This window comes from Actinospineispora eucalypti (genome assembly GCF_039543365.1).
GTDB classification, from domain to species: Bacteria; Actinomycetota; Actinomycetes; order Mycobacteriales; family Pseudonocardiaceae; genus Pseudonocardia; species Pseudonocardia eucalypti.
The window spans coordinates 657519-676436 of the sequence record NZ_BAABJP010000007.1 but is presented as its reverse complement, the minus strand read 5'-3'; the positions used below and the strand labels follow the sequence as shown (position 1 = coordinate 676436).

Below are 18918 nucleotides of genomic sequence, written 5' to 3'. Positions count from 1 at the left end.
GGGGGTTCGGGCAGGCGTTCCACTGGTCAACTCCTGTCGGGCGGGCCAGCGAAGATGGCGGTCACCACGTCTACCAGGTGGCTCACCACATCGTCGGCGTTCCAGGGGTGCTCGGCGTGGTTCAGCAGCCGTTGGGTGCGGCCGACGTCGCCGAGGACGTGCAGTGTCAGGTGCATCGCCTGCACCATCCGGAAGTGCAGCGTGGCGGGGGCCACGCCCGGGCTCAGCCGTTCCAGCCGCTCGACGAAGTCCGCGTTGCGCTCGGCGAACGACCCGGCGATCGCGGCGAGCCCGTCGTCGCCGGTGGCCAGCATCTGCCCGACCAGGCGAACCCAGTACCCGCCGCCGTCGTCGAGCACGGCGACCACCGGCCGCACAAACGCCTCCGCCAGGTCCCGAGGGGTGACGTCGGCTCCGGACAGCCGCGCCAGCAGCGAGTCGCGCCCGCTGGACACCTGGTCGGCCCGGCCGCGCAGCACCGCGTCCAGCAGCCCTTGCTTGGAACCGAAGTGGTAGTGGACCGCGGCCACGTTGGTCCCGGCCGCCTGCATCACCGCACGCAGCGACACCGCCCCGACGCCGCGCTCGGCGAAGAGGCGTTCGGCGACGGCGACGAGCCGCCGGTCGGTGTCCACCCCGGCGACTCTATCAACTGATTGAATCGACTGATAGAGGCGGCTTCGCGCATCGTGGTCGACCAGAGTTCGTTTGACCCCGCGTAGGCGACCTTCCAACGGCGGAACGGGGCGGCGGCATGCCACGCAACGGGTGGGCACGACTCGGCACCGGCATGCTGTGCGCGGTGTTGGCCGCCGCCGCGCAACTGGCCGCTCCCGGCGCGGCGGCCGCACAACTGGCCGTTCCCGACGCGGCGGCGCAGCCGGGCGACCACCCCGCGCACGGCTTCGTGGCCGCCGACCCCGGCGACGGTGAGCCGGAACCGCCCGGTTCTCCGCACCTGCCCGCGCTGCCCGGGGTTCCCGGCCTGCCGGGCGTGACCGGCCCGACGCTGCCCGCGAACGACGCGGAGGCGATGCTCGGCGCCATTCCGCCGTCCCGGGTCGCCGAGATGAAGCCGGCGACGACGATCCCGGGCCCGGCGTTGCGCCCGGTGCCCCGGGCGGACTGCGACGGGGACTCGCGCCCGCTGCGCGGGGTGCAGGGGCGGGTCACGGCGGCGGACATGAACTCGCCGGCCGCCGACAAGGGGTGGACCTGCAACGCCACGCAGGTGTCGCACCACCTGACCCCGGGCGGTTTCCGGGTGTGGCGCTACACCGACCGCCAGGGGCACACCTGCGCCTACTACGACACGTCGTTCACCGCCCCGGCCAACCTGCTCAGCGCAGGGGGCGGTCCGTCGCTGGGCGTGGCCGTCCTGGACATGTCCGACCCGGCCCGGCCGAGGCTGACGACGATGTTGCGGACGCTGGCCATGCTCTCCCCGCACGAGTCGCTGAACCTCAGCGAGCGGCGCGGCCTGCTCGCCGCCGCCGTGGGCAACGCCGGGACGGCACCGGGAACCGTGGCCGTCTACGACGTGGCCGGGGACTGCCGCCGCCCGGCGCTGCTGTCCCAGATGCCGATCGTGAACGGGCACGAGAGCGGGTTCAGCCCCGACGGCAACACCTTCTGGGTGGCCGGCGCCGGCGGATACATCTACGCCGTCGACGTGGCGGACCCGCGCCGGCCCCGCACGATCTGGCAGGGTGCCTACTACGCCCATGGCCTGAACGTGTCGCGCGACGGCAACACCCTGTTCCAGTCCGACCCGATCAACGGGAACGTCGGCATTCTCGACGTGGCCGACGTCCAGGCGCGCCGGGCCAAGCCCCAGGTCCGGGACATCAGCCGGATGACCTGGCCGACGGCGTCCATCCCGCAGAACACGGTGCCGTTCACCAGCCGCGGCCACCACTACCTGCTCGAGTTCGACGAGTTCGCGTTCCGGTTCAACCCGGCGACCCTGGACGACCTGGCCGGCGCCGCGCGGATCATCGACATCGAGGACCCCAGGTCTCCCCGGGTCACGTCGGACCTGCGGCTCGAGGTGAACATGCGCGACCAGCACCGGGCGGCCAACGCCGACCCGTCTCCCCTGCCGCCGAACCAGGCGCTGGGCTACGGCGCCCACTACTGCGCGCTGGACCGGCTGGAAGATCCCGAGATCGCCGCCTGCTCGTTCCTCAACTCCGGGCTGCGGGTGTTCAACATCAGCGACCCGTCCAGCCCCCGCGAGGTGGCGTACTTCGTCCCGCCGCCGAGGGCGGGCAAGATCGCCGGGCTGCTACCCGGCAGCCTCGCCTTCTCCCAACCGGCGTTCGACCCGGACCGGCGCGACGTCTGGTACACCGACGCCGGTTCGGGCTTCTACGTCCTGCACCTCTCGGCGCGGGCCTGGCCGCGGCGATGAACTCGAAACTGGCCGCACTGGGAATCCTCGCCGGACTGGTCGGCGCCTTCCTGGTCGGACGCGTGACCGCGCCGGACCAGGACCGGCCGGACCCCGCCGACGTGGCCTTCTCCCAGGACATGAGCACCCACCACGAACAGGCGGTGCTCATGGCCGGGCTGGCGGACAACCGGGCCGGGCCGGCGGTCAAGGTGCTGGCCGACGCCATTCTCGGCAGCCAGTCCCAGGAACTCGGAGGAATGCGCGGCTGGTTGCGACTGTGGGGCAAGCCGGCGGAGTCCGCCCATGCCGAGATGGGTCACTCGATGCCCGGAATGGCCTCGCCCGAAGAACTCACCAACTTGTGGGCCAAGTCCGGCAACGAGTTCGACGTGCTGTTCCTGCGGCTGATGATCCGGCACCACCAGGGCGGAATCGCCATGGCCCGCGACGCGCACCCCACCCTCGAAGTCGTGCGGCAGGCCGCCGCCCAGATGGCGAACGCCCAGACCGAGGAAGTCGGCCAGATGCTGGCCCTGCTCAGAACCTACGGCGCCGCGCCCCTACCGCCTCCGTGAAGAATTGACACCGGTCCGGCGCGGCTTGCCCATCGCCCGCGGCACGCCGACATCCACAACTATCTTCATGCGGTGATCGGTATTCGGGGTTTTCGGCGGGGTGTTTGGCTGGTGTCCATCCATTTCGGGGGGATAAATTCCGGCCAACCGTGGTGGATGCGGATTTCCCACCCGGCGTGGTGGATCATCCGGTGGTGGGCCCAGCAGAGCATGACCAGGTTGCCCAGGTCGGTGCGGCCACCGTGGGCCCAGGGGATGATGTGGTGGACTTCGCAGTGGCGGGGTTTCCTGTTGCAGCCCCACCAGGCGCAGCCTCGGTCGCGGGCGGCGACCGCCCGGCGTTGGTAGTGGTCCACGGTGCGTCTGATCCGCCCGACATCCACGACTTTGCTGTCACCGTCCATCACCACGGGTAGGACTTTGCAGTCACACGCCAGTTGACGGATTTGCGCGGCCGTGGCCCAGCCGAGCCCGAGGGTGGCCCCCCGTATCCGTTCCCGCAGGTCTTGTTCTTGGATGATCACGGTCAAGTGGGGTCGTTCCCCACCTTGGATGGGCAGGTCAGCCTGGTCGAGCGCCTGGACACACAGCGCGCCGAGGGCATCCGCGTCACGCTCAGCCAGGGACTTGTCCTCGTCTTCGTCGCCGCTGGTGCGGTGGCCTTCCAACGCCAACGACAACGCGGTGAAGGTTGTGGTGTCGAGTTGGCCTTTGACCCGGCCGCCCTGGCCGTCGCGGCAGCGGCACAGATACAGCTCGTTCAGCTGTGGTTTCTCGTCCTCGGGTTCCGGACCGTCCTGATCCAAGGTGTTCAGCAGCTGGGCACCGAGGCGACGCAGTTCATCGGGCCGACACGTCACCGCCCATTCGGCGAGCTGTTTCTCCGCACCACCCCACACGCCGGGGTCCAACCGCCGCCCGGTCGGGGAGTTCAACAGGTTCTCGATGACGTCGGCGTGCGCCTGGTCGATGCTCAGCTCACCCAACGCCGAAGCGGTGGCGGGCATGACCGGTTCTACCGGTTGCCCGCCCAGGGCGGTGGGGAACACCGAGCGGGCGACCGCGACCATCCGTCGAGCTCGCCCCGGGTGGTAGCCCAACAGGTCGGCGATCGCGGCGCGGGTGGTGACACAGCGCTGGTCGAACTCCCCCGACCGGTCCAGATCGGCCACCACGGACAGCTTCAGGTGCGACACGTGCCGCCCCAGCCGTTCCAGGGCTTTGAGGCCTTCGATCTGGGTGGCGCCGTCAGCGGTAGCGAGGTACGCGCCGAAGGCGGCCACCGCGGCGGCCGCTTCCTCAACACATTGCTCGAACATGCGTTCATGGTATCGTAGATTGCGAGCCGGGAGCAAATCTATTGAAGATGGAGGTGTGGGTCGTGTGCCGTACCCGGCTTGCAACGCAAGACAGGACCCGGGGCACCGGCTTTCGGAGCGGGTTCCCTGGCTGTGGGCCGTCTTTCGGGGGAGCGAGCGTGGAAACTCGATTCCCCCCGAAATCCGGCTCCTGGTCCCATTCGCCACGCTGCGCGAAGAAGACAACCACTCTGGCCGCCCGGAATTTTATTTGGTTTCACACCTCGCGAGCATGAGGGAACATTGCGCCACCGTAGAATTCGATCATGCTTACTGGGCGCCCTACGGGTCGTCCCGGTGGCACGCGCGCCGGCGGGCTGCGCCCGCGAGATCGCGTCCCGCCCGCTGGCCGAATCCACGCGACGCCGTTGACGAGGCGCCGCGCTTGCGGCTCGCCTGGGGTGCCCACTACGCCAGCGCCCCGCGCGCTTGCTCGGCGGCCGGAAGCGCGCTGAGGCCGGGCAGGTGGGAGGCGTCGGACTTGATGTCCACGGCGCCCGCGATCGTGCGCCCGAGTTCGCCCGTGGCGCCGCGGGGTGTGCGCCATGCGACATGGCCGTCCGGCCGGACCAGGACCGCGCCGTGCTCGCCCACCTCGAACAGGTCAATCAAGGCCCTTTGGTCCGTGGTGGGGGCCGGATCGAGGGCGATGATGCGGAGCGGGGTTCCGGCTGGGAGGACGGCGCGCCACGCCTCGGGCGCGGCGCTGTACAAGCTGTACTCGCGCAGGTCCAGGACGTCGTGCGTGGACACGGCCTCACCATCATGGCTGATGACGGCATGCGGGAGGCGGGCTCCGGGCCAGGTGGTGGGCCGGTACCGGATGACGCCGGCACCCTCGAGGGGCTGTGACGAGTGCTCGCTACGGATGAGCGGACCGTCATAGGCGTAACCGAACTCGAGGCCGGTGGAGGCGAAGTGTTCCAGCTGGGCCGGGATGCGCCGCCTGATCGTGGCGCGACGGTACCGGGAACCGCCGCTGGTGCCCGCGAGCGTGGCGGTGCGGCGTGCCGCGGTGCCGATCAGCCGCTCGCTCGCCGCGCGCAGGACCCACGCCGGCAGGCGGTTGACGAACGGATGGTCGAACGCGGTGGTCAGGTGGCCCAGTGCCCGGTTGGACGCCGCGAGGCCCCGCATGACCTCATCGAGCTTGAAATGGTTGGCGACGCTCTGCGCGGCGAAGCGTTCCACGACCGGTCGGCGCTCGGGTTCGTAGCTGTCCAGCAGCGTGGCCGGCGCGCGGTCCTCCAGTACGGCGGCCAGTTTCCAGGCCAGGTTGTGGGAGTCCTGCACGCCACTGTTGAGCCCGAACCCGCCGGTGTGCGGGAAGCGGTGCGCGGCGTCGCCCGCCAGGATCACGTTGCCCCGCGTGAAGGTCTCGGCGGTTTGGCTCGTCATCGTCCAGGTACCGGTGGAGTGAATGCGTGCGGGCACGTCCCGGCCGATGACCGAGGGCAGGGTCCGCTCCCAATACGCGCGGCTGTCCCGGGCGATCTCCTGCTGGCCGCTGAGGTAGGCCGTCATGAGCACGTAGTTGTCCTCCGCGTGCGCGATGAGCCCGCCGGAGAACGTGGGCGAGTAGATCCAGCTGAGCAGCGGGCGGCGCCCGCCTGAGAACGGCAGCTTGGCCCCGAAGAAGGCGCTGCCCAGCTTGGCCAGGACCGGCCCGCGCATCTGGATCCCGAGCGCGTCACGGACGGCGCTGTTGGCGCCGTCGGCGCCGATGACGTACCGGGCGGGCAGAACGACGCGTCGCCCGCCGGCATCCGCGGCGTGGACCGTCACGCCGGAGGAGTCCGTTGTGACAGCCTGAACCCGCACGCCACGGCGGAAGTCGATCAACGGATCGGCCTCGATAGCGTCCCAGAGGACCGGCATGAGCAGGTGCTGACCGATGTGGGAGACCAGATACCGGCTGTGGCTGGACACCCGGGCGAGGTTGTCCGCGTCGGAGGTGAGGTCGATCTCGCCGAGCGGTGCGGAGTACAGGTCGGTGCACCAGCGCACGACGCCGATCTCGTCCAGGGGTGGTGCGAGCGCGGCGATTCGCGAGGCCAGCTTCGGTGCGGCGCGGCGCCAGATTTCCAGTGAGCGGGCGTTGATGACGTGCGCGGCCGGGTGGTTGAGCGCATCGGTGCGCCGTTCGAGCACCGTGCTCGCGATGCCGTATCGGGAGAGCAGGAGCGCCATGGTGCACCCGGTCGCGCCGGCGCCCACGATGGTGACGTCGCCCATCACAGCGTCCGGAAGTTGATCGCTTTGCGGTTCGCCTTCTGCGTCGTCCCGGGCCGGGTACCTGCGCCCTGTTTCAGCAGTTCACGCTCCGGGACGCCGGCACGGTATCGCTCCAGCAGGTAGCCGGGGTCGATGTTCACACCGATCGGGTTCGCCTCGAATTCGTCGCCCTCGATGTAGTCCATGACCTGCCGGGCGCTGGGGAAGTTCTCGACCTGGAACTCCAACCGGATGCCGTCCGGGTCCTCGTAGTACAGCGACGTGGTCGGCCCGTGGTTGATGGCCCAGACCGGCTCGATACCGATCTCGCGAAGTTTCTCCCACTTGTGTAGCAGCGTCCCCAGGGAGTCGAACCCAAACGCGAGGTGGTCGATTCCGTAGACCTTGCGGCGCAGCTTCGCCAGTGGAAACGCCAGCTTCACCGGGCTGGGCAGCTTGATCAGGGCCAGGCGATGGCTCTCCTCGTCCCAGGTGAGAAAGGCGAACGTCTTGTCCTCGTGCACCACGTGGGCGTCGAAGACGTGCCCGTACCAGTCGATCATCTCCTGGGCTCGGGCGGTCTTGACGACCCAGTGGGCGAGGTATGCCGGGGCTCTTCGGGTCTCGTGCGTCATGCGTTTACTCCTTCAAGGTCAGGTTCGCCGGCCACCAGTGAATCCGCGCGGCCCAGCGACGCGCTTGGACTACGGTTCAAACGGCGGCGACCCGCTTGCACTTCAGTCGAATCGGGTGAGGACGTTTTGACCGGTCCCGGGCGGTGGATCCGCGAACTGAGCCCGCACGAGCCGGACGCCCTGACGCGATCCGCGCTGGGCGCCGAGAAGGTCGGCCGGTTCGTCGAGAGGCTCGGGCCGGGGCCGGTGGGGTGGGCGGTCGAGCTGGGCCGGGGAATGGCGGCGCACATCGCCGCCCAGATCCCGGAGTTGGGCGTGGACGGAGTCGTTCAGGAGATCGGAAGGGGCGGCGAAGCGGTCGCGCTGGGTCTGGTCGCCGCGCTGGCCGATGCGCACGATCTCACCCTGGCCGCACCTCCGGAGTTTCTGGCCGGCCCCGGCGAGGCGGTCAGCCGCGGCGTCGGCATCGAGCACGTGCTGCGCAGCATCCACATCGGGCACGGCTATGCAAGCCGGATGGTGCTCGCGGCAGCCGAGCAGCACCTTCCGCCCGGGGAGCGATTCGCTGAGCTGCGGCGCATCTCCGACCTGCTGTTCACCGCCGTCAATGCGCTGTCCGCCGAGATGGTTCGCGAGTTCGCCACAGTGCGCGACGCGTGGCTGGCGAGCTCGACCGCGGTACGGATCGAGCTGGTGCGCCAGATCCTGGACGGCGACCCGGTGCCCGTCTCCCGGACCACGCGCACCCTCGGCTACGACCTCACCCGCCACCATCTGGCCCTTGTGGTGTGGTCGGAGGAGCCGGTCGGGCCCAGCCAGCTCGAGGGGGTCGCATCGGCGATGCTGAGGAGCGCGGATCGCACCGCCGCGCTGATACTTCCGATCGGCCGGCGGCGGGTGTGGGCATGGGGGTCGGGCGTGCACGCGGCCCCGTTCTCGGGCCCGGTCGCCGCGCCGGCGGCAGGGGTCCGGGTTGCCGCCGGGCTGCCGGCCCCCGGAGTTCGCGGATTTCGGACGAGTCACGTGCAGGCGTTGGAAGCGGCAAGGGTCGGGGCGCAGTCGCGGACCGGGCGCTGGCTGTTCGACTACGCGGAGCTCGACCTCGTCGCCATGCTGAGCACCCGGCTCGACGTCGCGGCGGAGTTCGTGCGGCGCGAGCTGCGCGGGCTGGCCGGTCCGGACGAGAACGCGGCCATGCTTCGGGCCACGCTCAAGAGCTATCTGGACGCGGAACGCAGCCTGCAGCTGGCCGCGGAGCGGCTGCATATCGCACGCGGCACCGTGGCCTACCGGATACAGCGGGCCGAGCAGCTACGCGGCCGTGAGATCGGCGTGCGGCGCATGCAACTGCAAGCCGCGCTGACCCTCGCCGAGGAGCTGGGCGACGCGGTCCTGACCGAGCGGGCCTGAACCCGGGTTCAAGCACCGCCAACGCAATTGCACTCAAGTCCAAGCGGCGGTGGATGTTGGGCGGCTTCACTCTCAGCCAGCCAACCCCTGGAGGATCACATGGTGACCCACCTTGCCCGCTATCGGACCGAAGGCGACGAAATTCGGTGGGCCGTCGTCGATGGAGACAGTCTGGCGCCGCTGGAGGGCAGGTACCACACCACGGCGGAATTCATCGAGCACGGCGCCGCGGTCTGGCAATCGGCCACCCGGCGGTCTGCCCGACAGTCGATCGACTCGGTGGAGCTACTGTCACCGGTGACGGTGCCGTGCCGGGTGATCTGCCAGGGCGCCAACTACCGCCGGCACGCGATCGAATCGGGCCTGGACCCCGATGCCCGCGCCTTCAACGTGTTCTTCGACAAGACCGACGCCTCCGTGACCGGCCCGCGGGCCGCCGTCACCCGGCCCGCTCATGTGCGGCTGCTGGACTACGAGATCGAACTTGCGCTGGTGCTGCGTAGACAGGTGGACGGGCCGGTCGCCGTGACCGAGGAGAACCTGCACGAGTACGTCTTCGGAGTCACCATCGCCAACGACCTGTCCGCACGTGACGTCCAGCTGCCGCAGGGGCAGTTCCTCAAAGGCAAGAGCTACCGGGGCTTCTGCCCGGTCGGCCCGTTCCTCGCCGTCCCCGGCCCAGAGGAGTTCGACCTGCTCGACCGCCTCCAGCTGCGGCTCGAAGTCAACGGCCAGCTCCGCCAGCGGGACAGCACCGCGAACCTCGTCTACCGGCCGGCGGAAACGCTCACCGAGCTGAGCACGTTCTGCAACCTCAGCCCCGGCGACCTGCTGCTGACCGGGACCCCGCACGGCTGCGTCGCCACCTCCCCGCCACCGCTCGTGCGTCGCCTGGCCACCGCGCTGCTCCCCGAGGACAAGCTCTGGGCCATGTTCGTGCGGCAGAACCTGCACAAGCCCTACCTCGCCCCCGGCGACGTCGTCACCGCGTCGATCCACACCGCGGGCCGATCGATCGACCTCGGCGTGCAGCGCACCACGATCACCACGGCGCGTGCCTGAGGGCCGGGCGAGACGTATCCACCTCGAACGTCGGGGTGTCCGGGGAGCTCGAGACCTACTCGCCAGGCCGAAGAGAATCCGTCGCCGCAACGCGGCGCCGGGCCAACCCGTCAATGATCGAGCCCCGGTGACAACACAAATCGGTTGCCGCCCGGCGACGACGGCGGATGCAATGCCGGCATGGTCACCCAGGTAGGAGCCGTTCGGATCGGCGCCCTCGTTCCGCTGACCCGGCCCGGTTGGGTCGAGGCCGGCCGGCACCTGCTCGCCGGGCTCGAGCTGGCCGTCGGCGAGGTCAACGATGCCGGCGGGATCGCCGGCAGGCCACTGGAGCTGGTGGTCCGGGACACCGCCGCCGATCCCCGGCGGGCCGAGGCGGCGGTCGAGGAGCTGGGCCGCCTGGGCGTGGCCGCCCTGGCCGGCGAGTACCACAGCGTGGTCGCTCGCGCCGCCGCCACCAGGGCCGACGCCCTCGGCCTGCCGTTCCTGTGTTCGTCGGCGGTTCTCGATGCGCTCACCGAAGGGCCGACGGAATGGGTCGCGCGCCTCGCCCCGGCGCAGTCGCGGGCCTGGCGGACCTACGCGGACTTCCTGCTCGGGGCGGGCCACCGCCGGGTCGCCGTGGCCGCCGAGCCGAGTGTCTACTGGGCATCCGGGACCCGCATTATGCGGGACCGTCTGGCGCCACACGGCGCAACCGTGACCGAGCTCGACCCGCGATCCGTGGTCGACGAGCTGGTCGAGAGGCGCGCGACGGCCCTCCTGCTCCTGGTCGGCCACCCGGAGCCGGCGGTGTCGATCGTCCGGGCGGTCCGCCGCGACCCGCGCCTGGCCGAGGTCCTGATCGGTGCGCCGGCCGGGCAGCCCGAGCTGGCCGAATGGTCGGCGTTGCTGGGCGACGACGGGGCCGGGGTCCCGTTCCTGCGCTACCTGCCGGAGCGCCTCGGACCGCTCGGTGCGCGGGTCGAGGCCGCGCTGCGCGAGCGGTTGGGCCGGGCGCCCTCCTTCGTCGCCTTCGAGGGATACGACACGGTCACCGTCCTCGCCGAGGTGCTGCGTTCCCACGGCGCGGACCGGGCGGGCATCGCCGAGTGCTGGCCGCGGGTTGCGGTTGAGGGCACCCGAGGGCCGATCCGGTTCTCCCGGGAGCCCGGCATCGGCGTGTGGCAGTGGGCCTGGCCGCCGATCCAGGTCGTCGACCGTGACCCGGCGGAACCCGGTCGTTTTCGGGTCCTCCACACCGGCTGAGAGTGACCCGGCCGACGGCCGGCTGGGCTTCTCCTCGCCCGGACGCTCTGATTAGGTAAGGCTAAGCTTTACTGGCGGGAGGGGGCCGGGGTGGCGGAGACGGACCGGGATCTGGCCGAGCTGGGGCGGTCGGTCCGAGGCCGGGTGACGCTGGCGGCGGGGCTGGCCGCGCTGGGGACGGCGCTGTCGGTCGCGCCCATGGTGGCCGTGGTGGAGATCGGGCGGCGGCTGCTGGCCGGGGAACGCGACGGGTTGTGGCCGATCGCCTGGTTGGCCGTCGGCCTGTTCGCCGCACGGCTGGTGCTGTACGCGCTGTCCGGCCTGATCAGCCACCTGGCCGACGTGAACCTGGCCGTTGCGCTGCGCCAGCGGCTGGCCGACCACCTGGCCCGGCTGCCGCTGCACTGGTTCGCCGGCGCGGTGTCGGCCAAGGTGAAGACCACCGTTCAGGACGACGTGGCGACCCTGCACCACGGCATCGCGCACGCCCGGAGCGACCTGGCCTCGGCGGTGGCCGGGCCGCTGGTGATCGCGCTCTACCTGCTCTGGGTCAACTGGCCGCTGGCGCTGCTCACCCTGGCCGTGGTGGCCGGCGCGCAGTCGGTGCGGATGCGGATGGTCCGGTTGGCCGCGGCGCCGGTCCGGCGGATCGCGGCGGCCAACGCCGAGCTTTCCGCCGCCGCCATCGAGATGGTGCACGGCATCGCGGTGGTCAAGGCGTTCGGCAATGCCCGGGCGCCGGAGCGGTTCCGCGCGGCCGCCGCCGCGTTCGCCGACGCGAACGACTCGGCGCAGCGGGTGTTCATCCGGCAGCGCAGCCTGACCCGGGCCACGGTGGCGCCGGCCAGCATGCTGCTGATGATCACCGGGGTGGGCGTGGCTTTCGTCGCGCTCGGTTGGGCGGCGCCGATGGACGTCGTGGCGTTCGCCCTGCTCGGGCTGGGCCTGTTCGAGCTGATCAGCCCGATCTACCTGGGCCGGGACCAGCGGCGCGCCTCGGCGGCCGCCGCCGGCCGGATCGGCGAGCTGCTGCGCGAGCCGGCCGAGGCCGACGCGGCCGACCCGGCGACCCTGCCCGGCGGGCCGCTCGGCGTGGAGCTGGACGGGGTCCGGTTCGCCTACCGGGACGACGGGCACGAGGTGCTGCGCGGCGTCTCCGCCGAGCTGGCCCCCGGCACGGTCACCGCGGTGGTCGGGCCTTCCGGCGCCGGCAAGTCCACCCTCGGGCTGCTGCTCGCCCGGTTCTACGACGTGACCGGCGGGGCGATCAGGCTGGGCGGGCGGGATATCAGGAAAATCAGCCGGGACGAGCTGTACCGGCACATCGGGTTCCTGTTCCAGGACGTGGTGCTGCTGCGCCAGTCGGTGCGGGACAACATCGCGCTGGCCGTGCCGGACGCCCCGGACGACGCCGTGCACGCCGCCGCCAAGGCGGCCGCGATCCACCAGCGGATACTCGCGCTGCCGCGCCGCTACGACTCGGTGATCGGCGACGATGCCCGGCTCTCCGGCGGCGAGGCGCAGCGGGTCAGCATCGCCCGCACGCTGCTCGCGGACACCCCGGTCCTGGTGCTGGACGAGGCCACCGCGTTCGCCGACCCGGAGTCCGAGGCGGCCGTCCAGGACGCCCTGGCCGAGCTGGCCCAGGGCCGCACCCTGCTGGTCATCGCGCACCGGCTGCACACCATCACCGGGGCCGACCAGATCCTGGTGCTGGACCAGGGAGAGATCGTGGAACGGGGCCGGCACGAGGAACTGCTCGCCCGCGACGGGGTGTACGCGCGGCTGTGGCGCGCCCGGTACGACGCCGCCGAGGGGGTGGCGCGGTGATCGGGCTGCTGTTCCGGGTCTCCCGGCGGTTCGGCGGGGACACCCGGCTGCTGCGCCGGTACCTGGGGTCCACCGGGCTCTACGCGATCAGCGAGGGCGCGGCGTTCGGGCTGCTGGTCCCGCTGCTGGCCGAGCTGCTGGCCGGGCGGCCGGGGCGCGCGGCGTGGTGGCTGCTGCCGCTGGCCGGCTGCGTCGCGGTGGGCTGGTACGCGCACTTCGACATGGGCATGCGGGCGCTGCGGCTGGCCTCGGCGTGGCGGCGCGCGCTGTACGAGGCGATCGGCGCGCACCTGGTCCGGCTGCCGCTCGGGTGGTTCGACGGCTCGCCGGCCACCGCGGTGGAGCGGCTGCTCGGGCAGAGCGTGGACGTGCTGGTGCGCACGGTGATGCTGGCCCAGCAGGTGCTCGCCGCGTGGGTCACCCCGGCCACGATCTTCGTGTTCCTGCTGTTCTACGACTGGCGGATGGCCGCCGCCGTGGCCTGCACCGCCCCGCTGGTGCTGGCCGTGTTCGCCGCCGCGCGCCGGCTCACCGACCGCACCGAGGCGGCGCACCACGCGGCGGCCGCCGAGGCCAGTGCGCGCCTGGTGGAGTTTGCCGGGGCGCAGCCGGTGCTGCGGGCCAACGGGCGCACCGGCGGCGGCCGGGAGCTGCTGCGCACCGCCCTGCTCCGGCAGCACGCGGCGGCCCGGCGGGAGGTCCTCGGCGCGCTGCCCACGATGCACCTGGGCCAGCTGGCGGTGCAGCTGGCGTTCACCGCCGTGCTCTCGGTGGGTCTGCTGCTGGCCACCGGGCAGGAGATCACCCCGGCGCGGGCCATCGCGCTGATCGTGCTGGGCGTGCACTTCCTGCAGCCGTTCGCCTCGGTGGCCGGGGTGGCGGCCGCGCTGCGGCACTGCCGGGCGGCGTTCGAGCGGATCGACGAGGTGCTGTACACCGAACCGCTGCCCGAACCGCTCAGCCCGAAACCGCCGGCCGGCGCGGGCATCGAGCTGGCCGGGGTGCGCTTCGGCTACGGGACGGCCGAGCCCGTGCTGGACGGCGTTGAACTGCGCGTGCCGGCCGGCGGCACCACCGCACTGGTCGGCCCGTCCGGCGCCGGCAAGACCACGGTGATCAAGCTGGTGGCCCGGTTCTTCGACCCGGACGAGGGCGCGGTGCGGATCGGCGGCGTGGACCTGCGGGATGTCGCCGCCGCCGAACTGGAGCGGACCGTGTCGGTGGTGTTCCAGGACGTGTACCTGTTCGACACCACCATCGAGGAGAACATCCGGATCGGCGCCCCGGGGGCCGGCGACCAACAGGTGCGGGAGGCGGCCCGGCGGGCCCGGGTGGACCTGATCGCGCAGCGGCTTCCGGACGGCTGGCGGACCAGGGTCGGCGAGGGCGGCAAGCTGCTCTCCGGCGGCGAGCGACAGCGGGTGGCGATCGCCCGGGCACTGGTCAAGGACGCGCCCGTGGTGCTGCTGGACGAGGCGACCTCGGCGCTGGACACGGAGAACGAGGGCGCCGTGCACCAGGCGCTGGCCGAGCTCGGCCGGGGCCGGACCCTGCTGGTCATCGCCCACCGGCTGGACACCATCGCCGGGGCCGACCAGATCGCCGTGCTGGACGGCGGCCGCATCGCGCAGACCGGCCGGCACGAGGACCTGCTCGCCCAGGGCGGCCGCTACGCCCAGCTGTGGGCGGAACGGGAACGCGCCCGGGGCTGGCGCCTGGTCGAAAGCTAGGCCGGCGCCTGGTCGGACGCTAGGCCCGCGGCTGGTCGAAAGCTAGGCCGGCGGCTGGTCGGACGCCAGACCGCCCAGGGCGGCCAGCCGGGCGCGGCAGTCGTCGATCATCGACCGGGCAATCTCGCCGGCCGGCCGCAGCTCGGTGAACCCGCCGACCACCTGGCCGATGAAGAACGACTCCAGCTCGGTGGCGCCGGGGTGGCCCGACTCGGCGGCGCGGGCGATCCGCCGCATCGCGTCGGACACCAGCATCGGCTGCAACGGCAGCGGCAGCGGGCCGGGGCTGTCCGAGCGGTCCCACTCCTCGTGCCAGGCGGTGCGCAGCTGCCGGGCCGGCTTGCCGGTCAGGGTGCGCGAGCGGACGGTGTCCGAGCTGGTCGCGGCCAGAAACTTGCGCTTCACCGAGGCCTGCGCGATCTCCTCCTCGGCGGACAGCCACACCGAGCCGCACCACACCCCGGCGGCCCCCAGGGCCAGCGCGGCGGCCATCTGCCGCCCGTCGGCGATGCCGCCGGCGGCCAGCACCGGCACGTCGCCGGCCAGGTCCACCACCTCCGGGGTGAGCACCATGGTGGCGATGGTCCCGGTGTGCCCGCCGGCCTCGGTGCCCTGCGCGACCAGCACGTCCACCCCGGCGGCCAGGTGCCGGCGGGCGTGCTCCGGGGTGCCGAGCAGCGCGGCCACCGCCACGCCGGCCTCCTTGGCCCGGGAGACCAGCGACGGCGGCGGGCTGCCCAGCGCACTGGCCACCAGCGCGGCGCGGTGCGCGAACACCACGTCCAGCAGCTCGTCCACGCCGGCCGGGTCCAGCCCGGCCACCCAGCCGTCGGCGCCGTCGGCCCGGGTGGGCAGCTCGGGGATCTGGTAGCGGGCCAGCAGATCGTCCACGAACCGCAGGTGCTCCTCGGGGATCTGCGCGCGCAGGCTGGCCACCAGGTCGCCGGCCTCGCCGCGCGCCATCTTCGAGGGGATTAGCAGGTCCACCCCGTAGGGCCGGCCGTCCAGCCGTTCCTCGATCCAGTGCAGCTGAGCGTCCAGCTGGGACGCGGTGTACACGGTGGCCGCCAGCACGCCCAGCCCGCCGGCCCGGCTCACCTCGGTGACCACCCCGGGCGAGCGGTTGAACCCGACCAGCGGCGCCTCGACGCCGAGCAGATCAGCGAACGCGGTGCGCACCGGCGACCTCCCCGAAGGCCGGCGGCTCGAAGGCCCGCACCGGCGGCGGTTCCCCTTCGAACCGCTCCACCTCGACCAGCGCGTGCTGGCCGGTGCAGCCCTGGGCCAGCCGCGACGAGCCCCGGTCGGCGGTGAGCACGTTGGGGTTGCCGTGCGCGCAGGTCACCTCCTCACCGGAGGGGTCGAACCAGGCGCCCGTGGGCAGCTGCGCCACCCCGGGGCGCAGGTCGGTGGAGAGCACCGCGCCGGCCAGGCAGCTGCCCAGGTCGTTGTGCACCCGCACCAGGTCGCCGTCGGAGATGCCCCGCGCCGCCGCGTCATCCGGGTGCAGCCGGATCGACTCCCGCCCGGCCACCTTGGCGCCCTGGCTGTGCCCGCCCATGTCCAGCTGGCTGTGCAGCCGGGTGGCCGGCTGGTTGGCGATCAGGTGCAGCGGGTATTCGGCGGCGCGGGGACCACCCAGCCAGTCGTGCGGCTCCAGCCAGGCCGGATGGCCGGGGCAGTCCGGGTAGCCGAAGCCGGCGACCGTTTCGGAGAACAGCTCGATGCGGCCGCTGGGCGTGTCCAGCCGGTGCGCCGCCGGGTCGGCGCGGAACTCGGCGAACAGCACCCGGTCGTCGCGCCGGTCGGGCAGCTCGAACACCCCGTCCGCCCAGAACCGGTCGAACTCCGGCACGTCGTAGCCCCGCCCGACCAGCCGCTCCCGCCACTCGCCGTACAGGTGCCGCAGCCACTCGCCGCTGGTGCGCCCCTCGGTGTACTCCTTGCCGACGCCCATCCGCTCGGCCAGCTCGGCGAAGATCTCGTAGTCGTCCCGGCCCGTGGGCTCCAGCGCACGCTTCATGGCCAGCAGGTGGCTGTCCCCCCGGCCGACGCCGAGGTCGTCGCGCTCCAGCGTGGTGGTCACCGGCAGCACGATGTCCGCGTGCCGGGCGGTGGCGGTCCAGTAGGGCTCGTGCACCACCACGGTGTCCGGGCGGCCGAACGCGCGGCGCAGCCGGGTCAGGTCCTGGTGGTGGTGGAACGGGTTGCCGCCGACCCAGTAGACCAGCTTGATGTCCGGGTAGCGCAGCCGCCGGCCGTTGTAGTCGAACGGCTCCCCCGGGTTCAGCAGCATGTCCGAGATCCGGGCCACCGGGATGAAGTCGGTCACCGGGTTGGTGCCCTGGCGCACCGAGGGCAGCGAGTACCGCCCCTGCGCGCTGCCCACGTCGGCCATCGAGCTGTAGCCGTGCCCGAAGCCGCCGCCGGGCCGGCCGATCTGGCCGAGCAGCGCGGCCAGCGCCACCCCGGCCCACACCGGCTGCTCGCCGTGCTCGGTGCGCTGCAGCGACCAGCTGACGTGCATCAGGGTGCGGCGCGCGGCCATCGCCCTGGCCAGCTCGCGCAGCCGCTCGGCCGGCACACCGCAGCGCGGCGCCGCCCAGTCCGGGTCCTTCGGCTGTCCGTCCGGCTCGCCGCGCAGGTACGCGATGAACCGCTCGGCGCCGACCGTGTAGCGGTCCAGGAACGCCCGGTCGGCCAGCCCCTCGTCCACCAGTACCCAGCAGAGGGCCAGCATGGCCACCACGTCGGTGCCGGGCACGATCGAGTACCAGTCCCCCGGCACGTCGTCCGGCAGGTCGTCGCGCAGCGGGCTGAAGTTGGCCACCCGCATGCCCCGGCCGCCGCCCTCGGCCAGGTGCGCGCCGATCGAGTGCCGGGCGTGCCCGCCGGGCGCCACCCAGGCGTTGCTCACCCGCAGCCCGCCGAAGGCCACCAGCAGCTCGGTGTGCCGGGCGATCACCGGCCAGGACGTCCCGCCGGACATGACCTGAGCCGCCCCGCCTGTGCCAACGATGTGCGGCAGCACGACCACCGAGGTGCCGTTGCTGTAGGTGTTCACCGAGCGGGTGTAGCCGCCGATCTGGTTCAGGAACCGGCGCAGATGGCTCTGCGCGTGGTGGAAACGCCCCGCGCTGGCCCAGCCGTAGGAACCGCCGTAGATCGCCGAGTTGCCGTGCCGCTCGCGCACCCGGCCCAGCTCACCGGCCAGCAGCGAAGCGGCGGTGTCCCAGTCCACCTCGACGAACTCGTCACCGCCCCGCGCCGGGTCCGCACCGGGACCGCGCTCCAGCCAGCCCCGGCGGACGGCCGGCCGGCGCACCCGGGACCGGTGGTGCACCGCGCCCGGGATGTTGTCCAGCAACGGGGACGGATCGGGGTCCAGCGGATGTGGTTCGACCCGCAGGCCGGCCGGCCCCGGGCCGGTCACGGTGGCGGTGAAAGCTCCCCAGTGCGTGCTGTTCGGTACCCGGTCCACCCGGCCAGTCTCACTCGCCGCCGGCCGGTGCGTCCAGGGTGACGGCGAGCAACCGGGCCTCCCTGGTGTGCCGGCGCTCGTGCTCGGCGAACGAGGGGGCCGTGCACAGGTACAGGGTGCGCCCGCCCGGTCCGCCGAGGGCGCAGGCGTACACGTGGGTGTCGCCGGCGTCCACCTGCCGCACGATCTCGCCACCCTCGGCGACCTGGATCGCCCGGCGGCCGGTCGCGTCGGCCACCCAGATGGTGCCGTCCGGGGCGGCGCAGATGCCGTCCGGCACCACGTTCAGCTGCCCGAGGACCTCGGTGATGTCCGTGCTCTCCGGCGCCGGGCCGAAGCCGGCCCACTCCCGCCGGTCGGTCAGCCGGCCGTCCGCGCCGACGGTGAACGCGGTCAACCGGTGCCCGAACGACTCCGCGACGACCAGCGTCCGGCCGCCGTCCACCAGCACGACTCCGTTGGGGAACGCCAGGTCGGTGGCGGCGACCTCGGCCCGGCCGTCCGGGTGCACCAGGATCAGGTTGGCCGTGGTCATCGGTGCGCCGCTCATCAGGTCGAAGCCGAAGTTGCCCACGTAGGCCCGGCCGGCGTCGTCCACCAGCATGTCGTTGAGGTACCAGCTGGCCAGCTCACTGAGGTCGGCGTGCACGGCCAGCCCGCCGTCCGGCTCGCGGCGCAACAGCTTCCGGTCGTGCATGGACACGACCAGCAGGCGCCCGTCCGGCAGCCAGCCGAGCCCGGACGGCTGCTCGGGCACCTCGGCGATCGTCTCCACCCGCCCGGTGTCGTCCACCGCGACGACCCGGTGTGTGTAGAAGTCCGACATCCAGATCCGGCCCTCATGCCATCGAGGACCTTCCAGAAAGGAGAACCCGTCCGCCACACTGCGTACCGTCATGATCCGAGCGTCGCACAGATCACGACCACCCGCCGGGGTGATACTCCCTTCGATAGATTGAAAGCTCAACCACTACGGCTCC

At 72.3% G+C, this 18918-nt stretch carries 14 protein-coding genes; 7 read left to right on the top strand and 7 right to left on the bottom strand.

Translation table 11 applies throughout. The features are described 5' to 3' along the window. Positions 1 to 26: 26 nt before the first annotated feature. On the bottom strand, positions 27 to 635 hold the full coding sequence (locus ABEB12_RS10750; RefSeq protein ID WP_345702723.1) for a TetR/AcrR family transcriptional regulator: 609 nt from the start codon (positions 633 to 635) through the stop codon (positions 27 to 29). A 119-nt stretch (positions 636 to 754) separates the two neighbouring features. On the opposite strand from ABEB12_RS10750, the gene ABEB12_RS10745 reads away from it, so the two are divergent. Further along, positions 755 to 2413, top strand: a complete 1659-nt coding sequence (locus tag ABEB12_RS10745; protein ID WP_185066425.1) for an LVIVD repeat-containing protein — start codon at positions 755 to 757, stop codon at positions 2411 to 2413. Continuing rightward, the gene (locus ABEB12_RS10740; protein WP_185066426.1) at positions 2410 to 2970 is read left to right on the top strand and encodes a DUF305 domain-containing protein; all 561 of its coding nucleotides are present in this window, start codon (positions 2410 to 2412) and stop codon (positions 2968 to 2970) included. The genes ABEB12_RS10745 and ABEB12_RS10740 overlap by 4 nt, the downstream gene beginning before the upstream one ends. Before the next feature lie 65 nt (positions 2971 to 3035). Here the strand turns inward: ABEB12_RS10740 and ABEB12_RS10735 are convergent, their stop codons facing one another. The 3 genes from ABEB12_RS10735 to ABEB12_RS10725 all read right to left on the bottom strand — a co-directional run bounded on the left by ABEB12_RS10735 (position 3036) and on the right by ABEB12_RS10725 (position 7177). Next, a complete protein-coding gene (locus ABEB12_RS10735; RefSeq protein WP_345702722.1) occupies positions 3036 to 4373 on the bottom strand; it encodes an HNH endonuclease signature motif containing protein in 1338 nt (445 codons plus the stop codon). 363 nt (positions 4374 to 4736) lie between these two features. Further along, positions 4737 to 6563: an FAD-dependent monooxygenase gene (locus tag ABEB12_RS10730; RefSeq protein ID WP_185066428.1), complete on the bottom strand. Its 1827-nt coding sequence runs from the start codon at positions 6561 to 6563 to the stop codon at positions 4737 to 4739. Then, positions 6563 to 7177, bottom strand: a complete 615-nt coding sequence (locus ABEB12_RS10725; protein WP_185066429.1) for a VOC family protein — start codon at positions 7175 to 7177, stop codon at positions 6563 to 6565. Before ABEB12_RS10725 ends, ABEB12_RS10730 begins: the two co-directional genes overlap by 1 nt. Before the next feature lie 126 nt (positions 7178 to 7303). Between ABEB12_RS10725 and ABEB12_RS10720 the strand changes: the two genes are divergently transcribed. The 5 genes from ABEB12_RS10720 to ABEB12_RS10700 all read left to right on the top strand — a co-directional run bounded on the left by ABEB12_RS10720 (position 7304) and on the right by ABEB12_RS10700 (position 14457). After that, complete coding sequence (locus ABEB12_RS10720) at positions 7304 to 8587, top strand: helix-turn-helix domain-containing protein (protein WP_185066430.1); 1284 nt, start codon at positions 7304 to 7306, stop codon at positions 8585 to 8587. Positions 8588 to 8686: 99 nt separating this feature from the next. Then, positions 8687 to 9649, top strand: coding sequence for a fumarylacetoacetate hydrolase family protein (locus ABEB12_RS10715; protein WP_185066431.1), 963 nt, complete (start codon positions 8687 to 8689; stop codon positions 9647 to 9649). A gap of 180 nt (positions 9650 to 9829) precedes the next feature. Further along, complete coding sequence (locus ABEB12_RS10710; RefSeq protein WP_185066432.1) at positions 9830 to 10897, top strand: ABC transporter substrate-binding protein; 1068 nt, start codon at positions 9830 to 9832, stop codon at positions 10895 to 10897. A 90-nt stretch (positions 10898 to 10987) separates the two neighbouring features. Beyond that, positions 10988 to 12727: an ATP-binding cassette domain-containing protein gene (locus ABEB12_RS10705; protein ID WP_221499060.1), complete on the top strand. Its 1740-nt coding sequence runs from the start codon at positions 10988 to 10990 to the stop codon at positions 12725 to 12727. Further along, a complete protein-coding gene (locus tag ABEB12_RS10700) occupies positions 12724 to 14457 on the top strand; it encodes an ATP-binding cassette domain-containing protein (protein ID WP_221499061.1) in 1734 nt (577 codons plus the stop codon). Before ABEB12_RS10705 ends, ABEB12_RS10700 begins: the two co-directional genes overlap by 4 nt. Before the next feature lie 42 nt (positions 14458 to 14499). Here ABEB12_RS10700 and ABEB12_RS10695 read toward each other — a convergent pair whose 3' ends face one another. The 3 genes from ABEB12_RS10695 to ABEB12_RS10685 are packed head-to-tail and all read right to left on the bottom strand — an operon-like array spanning position 14500 to position 18836. Further along, positions 14500 to 15636 carry a nitronate monooxygenase gene (locus tag ABEB12_RS10695; RefSeq protein ID WP_185066433.1) on the bottom strand — a complete coding sequence of 379 codons (1137 nt, stop codon included), beginning with the start codon at positions 15634 to 15636 and terminating at the stop codon, positions 14500 to 14502. Further along, positions 15617 to 17938: a molybdopterin-dependent oxidoreductase gene (locus tag ABEB12_RS10690; protein ID WP_185066434.1), complete on the bottom strand. Its 2322-nt coding sequence runs from the start codon at positions 17936 to 17938 to the stop codon at positions 15617 to 15619. Before ABEB12_RS10690 ends, ABEB12_RS10695 begins: the two co-directional genes overlap by 20 nt. 10 nt (positions 17939 to 17948) lie before the next feature. Then, positions 17949 to 18836: an SMP-30/gluconolactonase/LRE family protein gene (locus ABEB12_RS10685; protein WP_185066435.1), complete on the bottom strand. Its 888-nt coding sequence runs from the start codon at positions 18834 to 18836 to the stop codon at positions 17949 to 17951. Positions 18837 to 18918 lie beyond the last annotated feature (82 nt).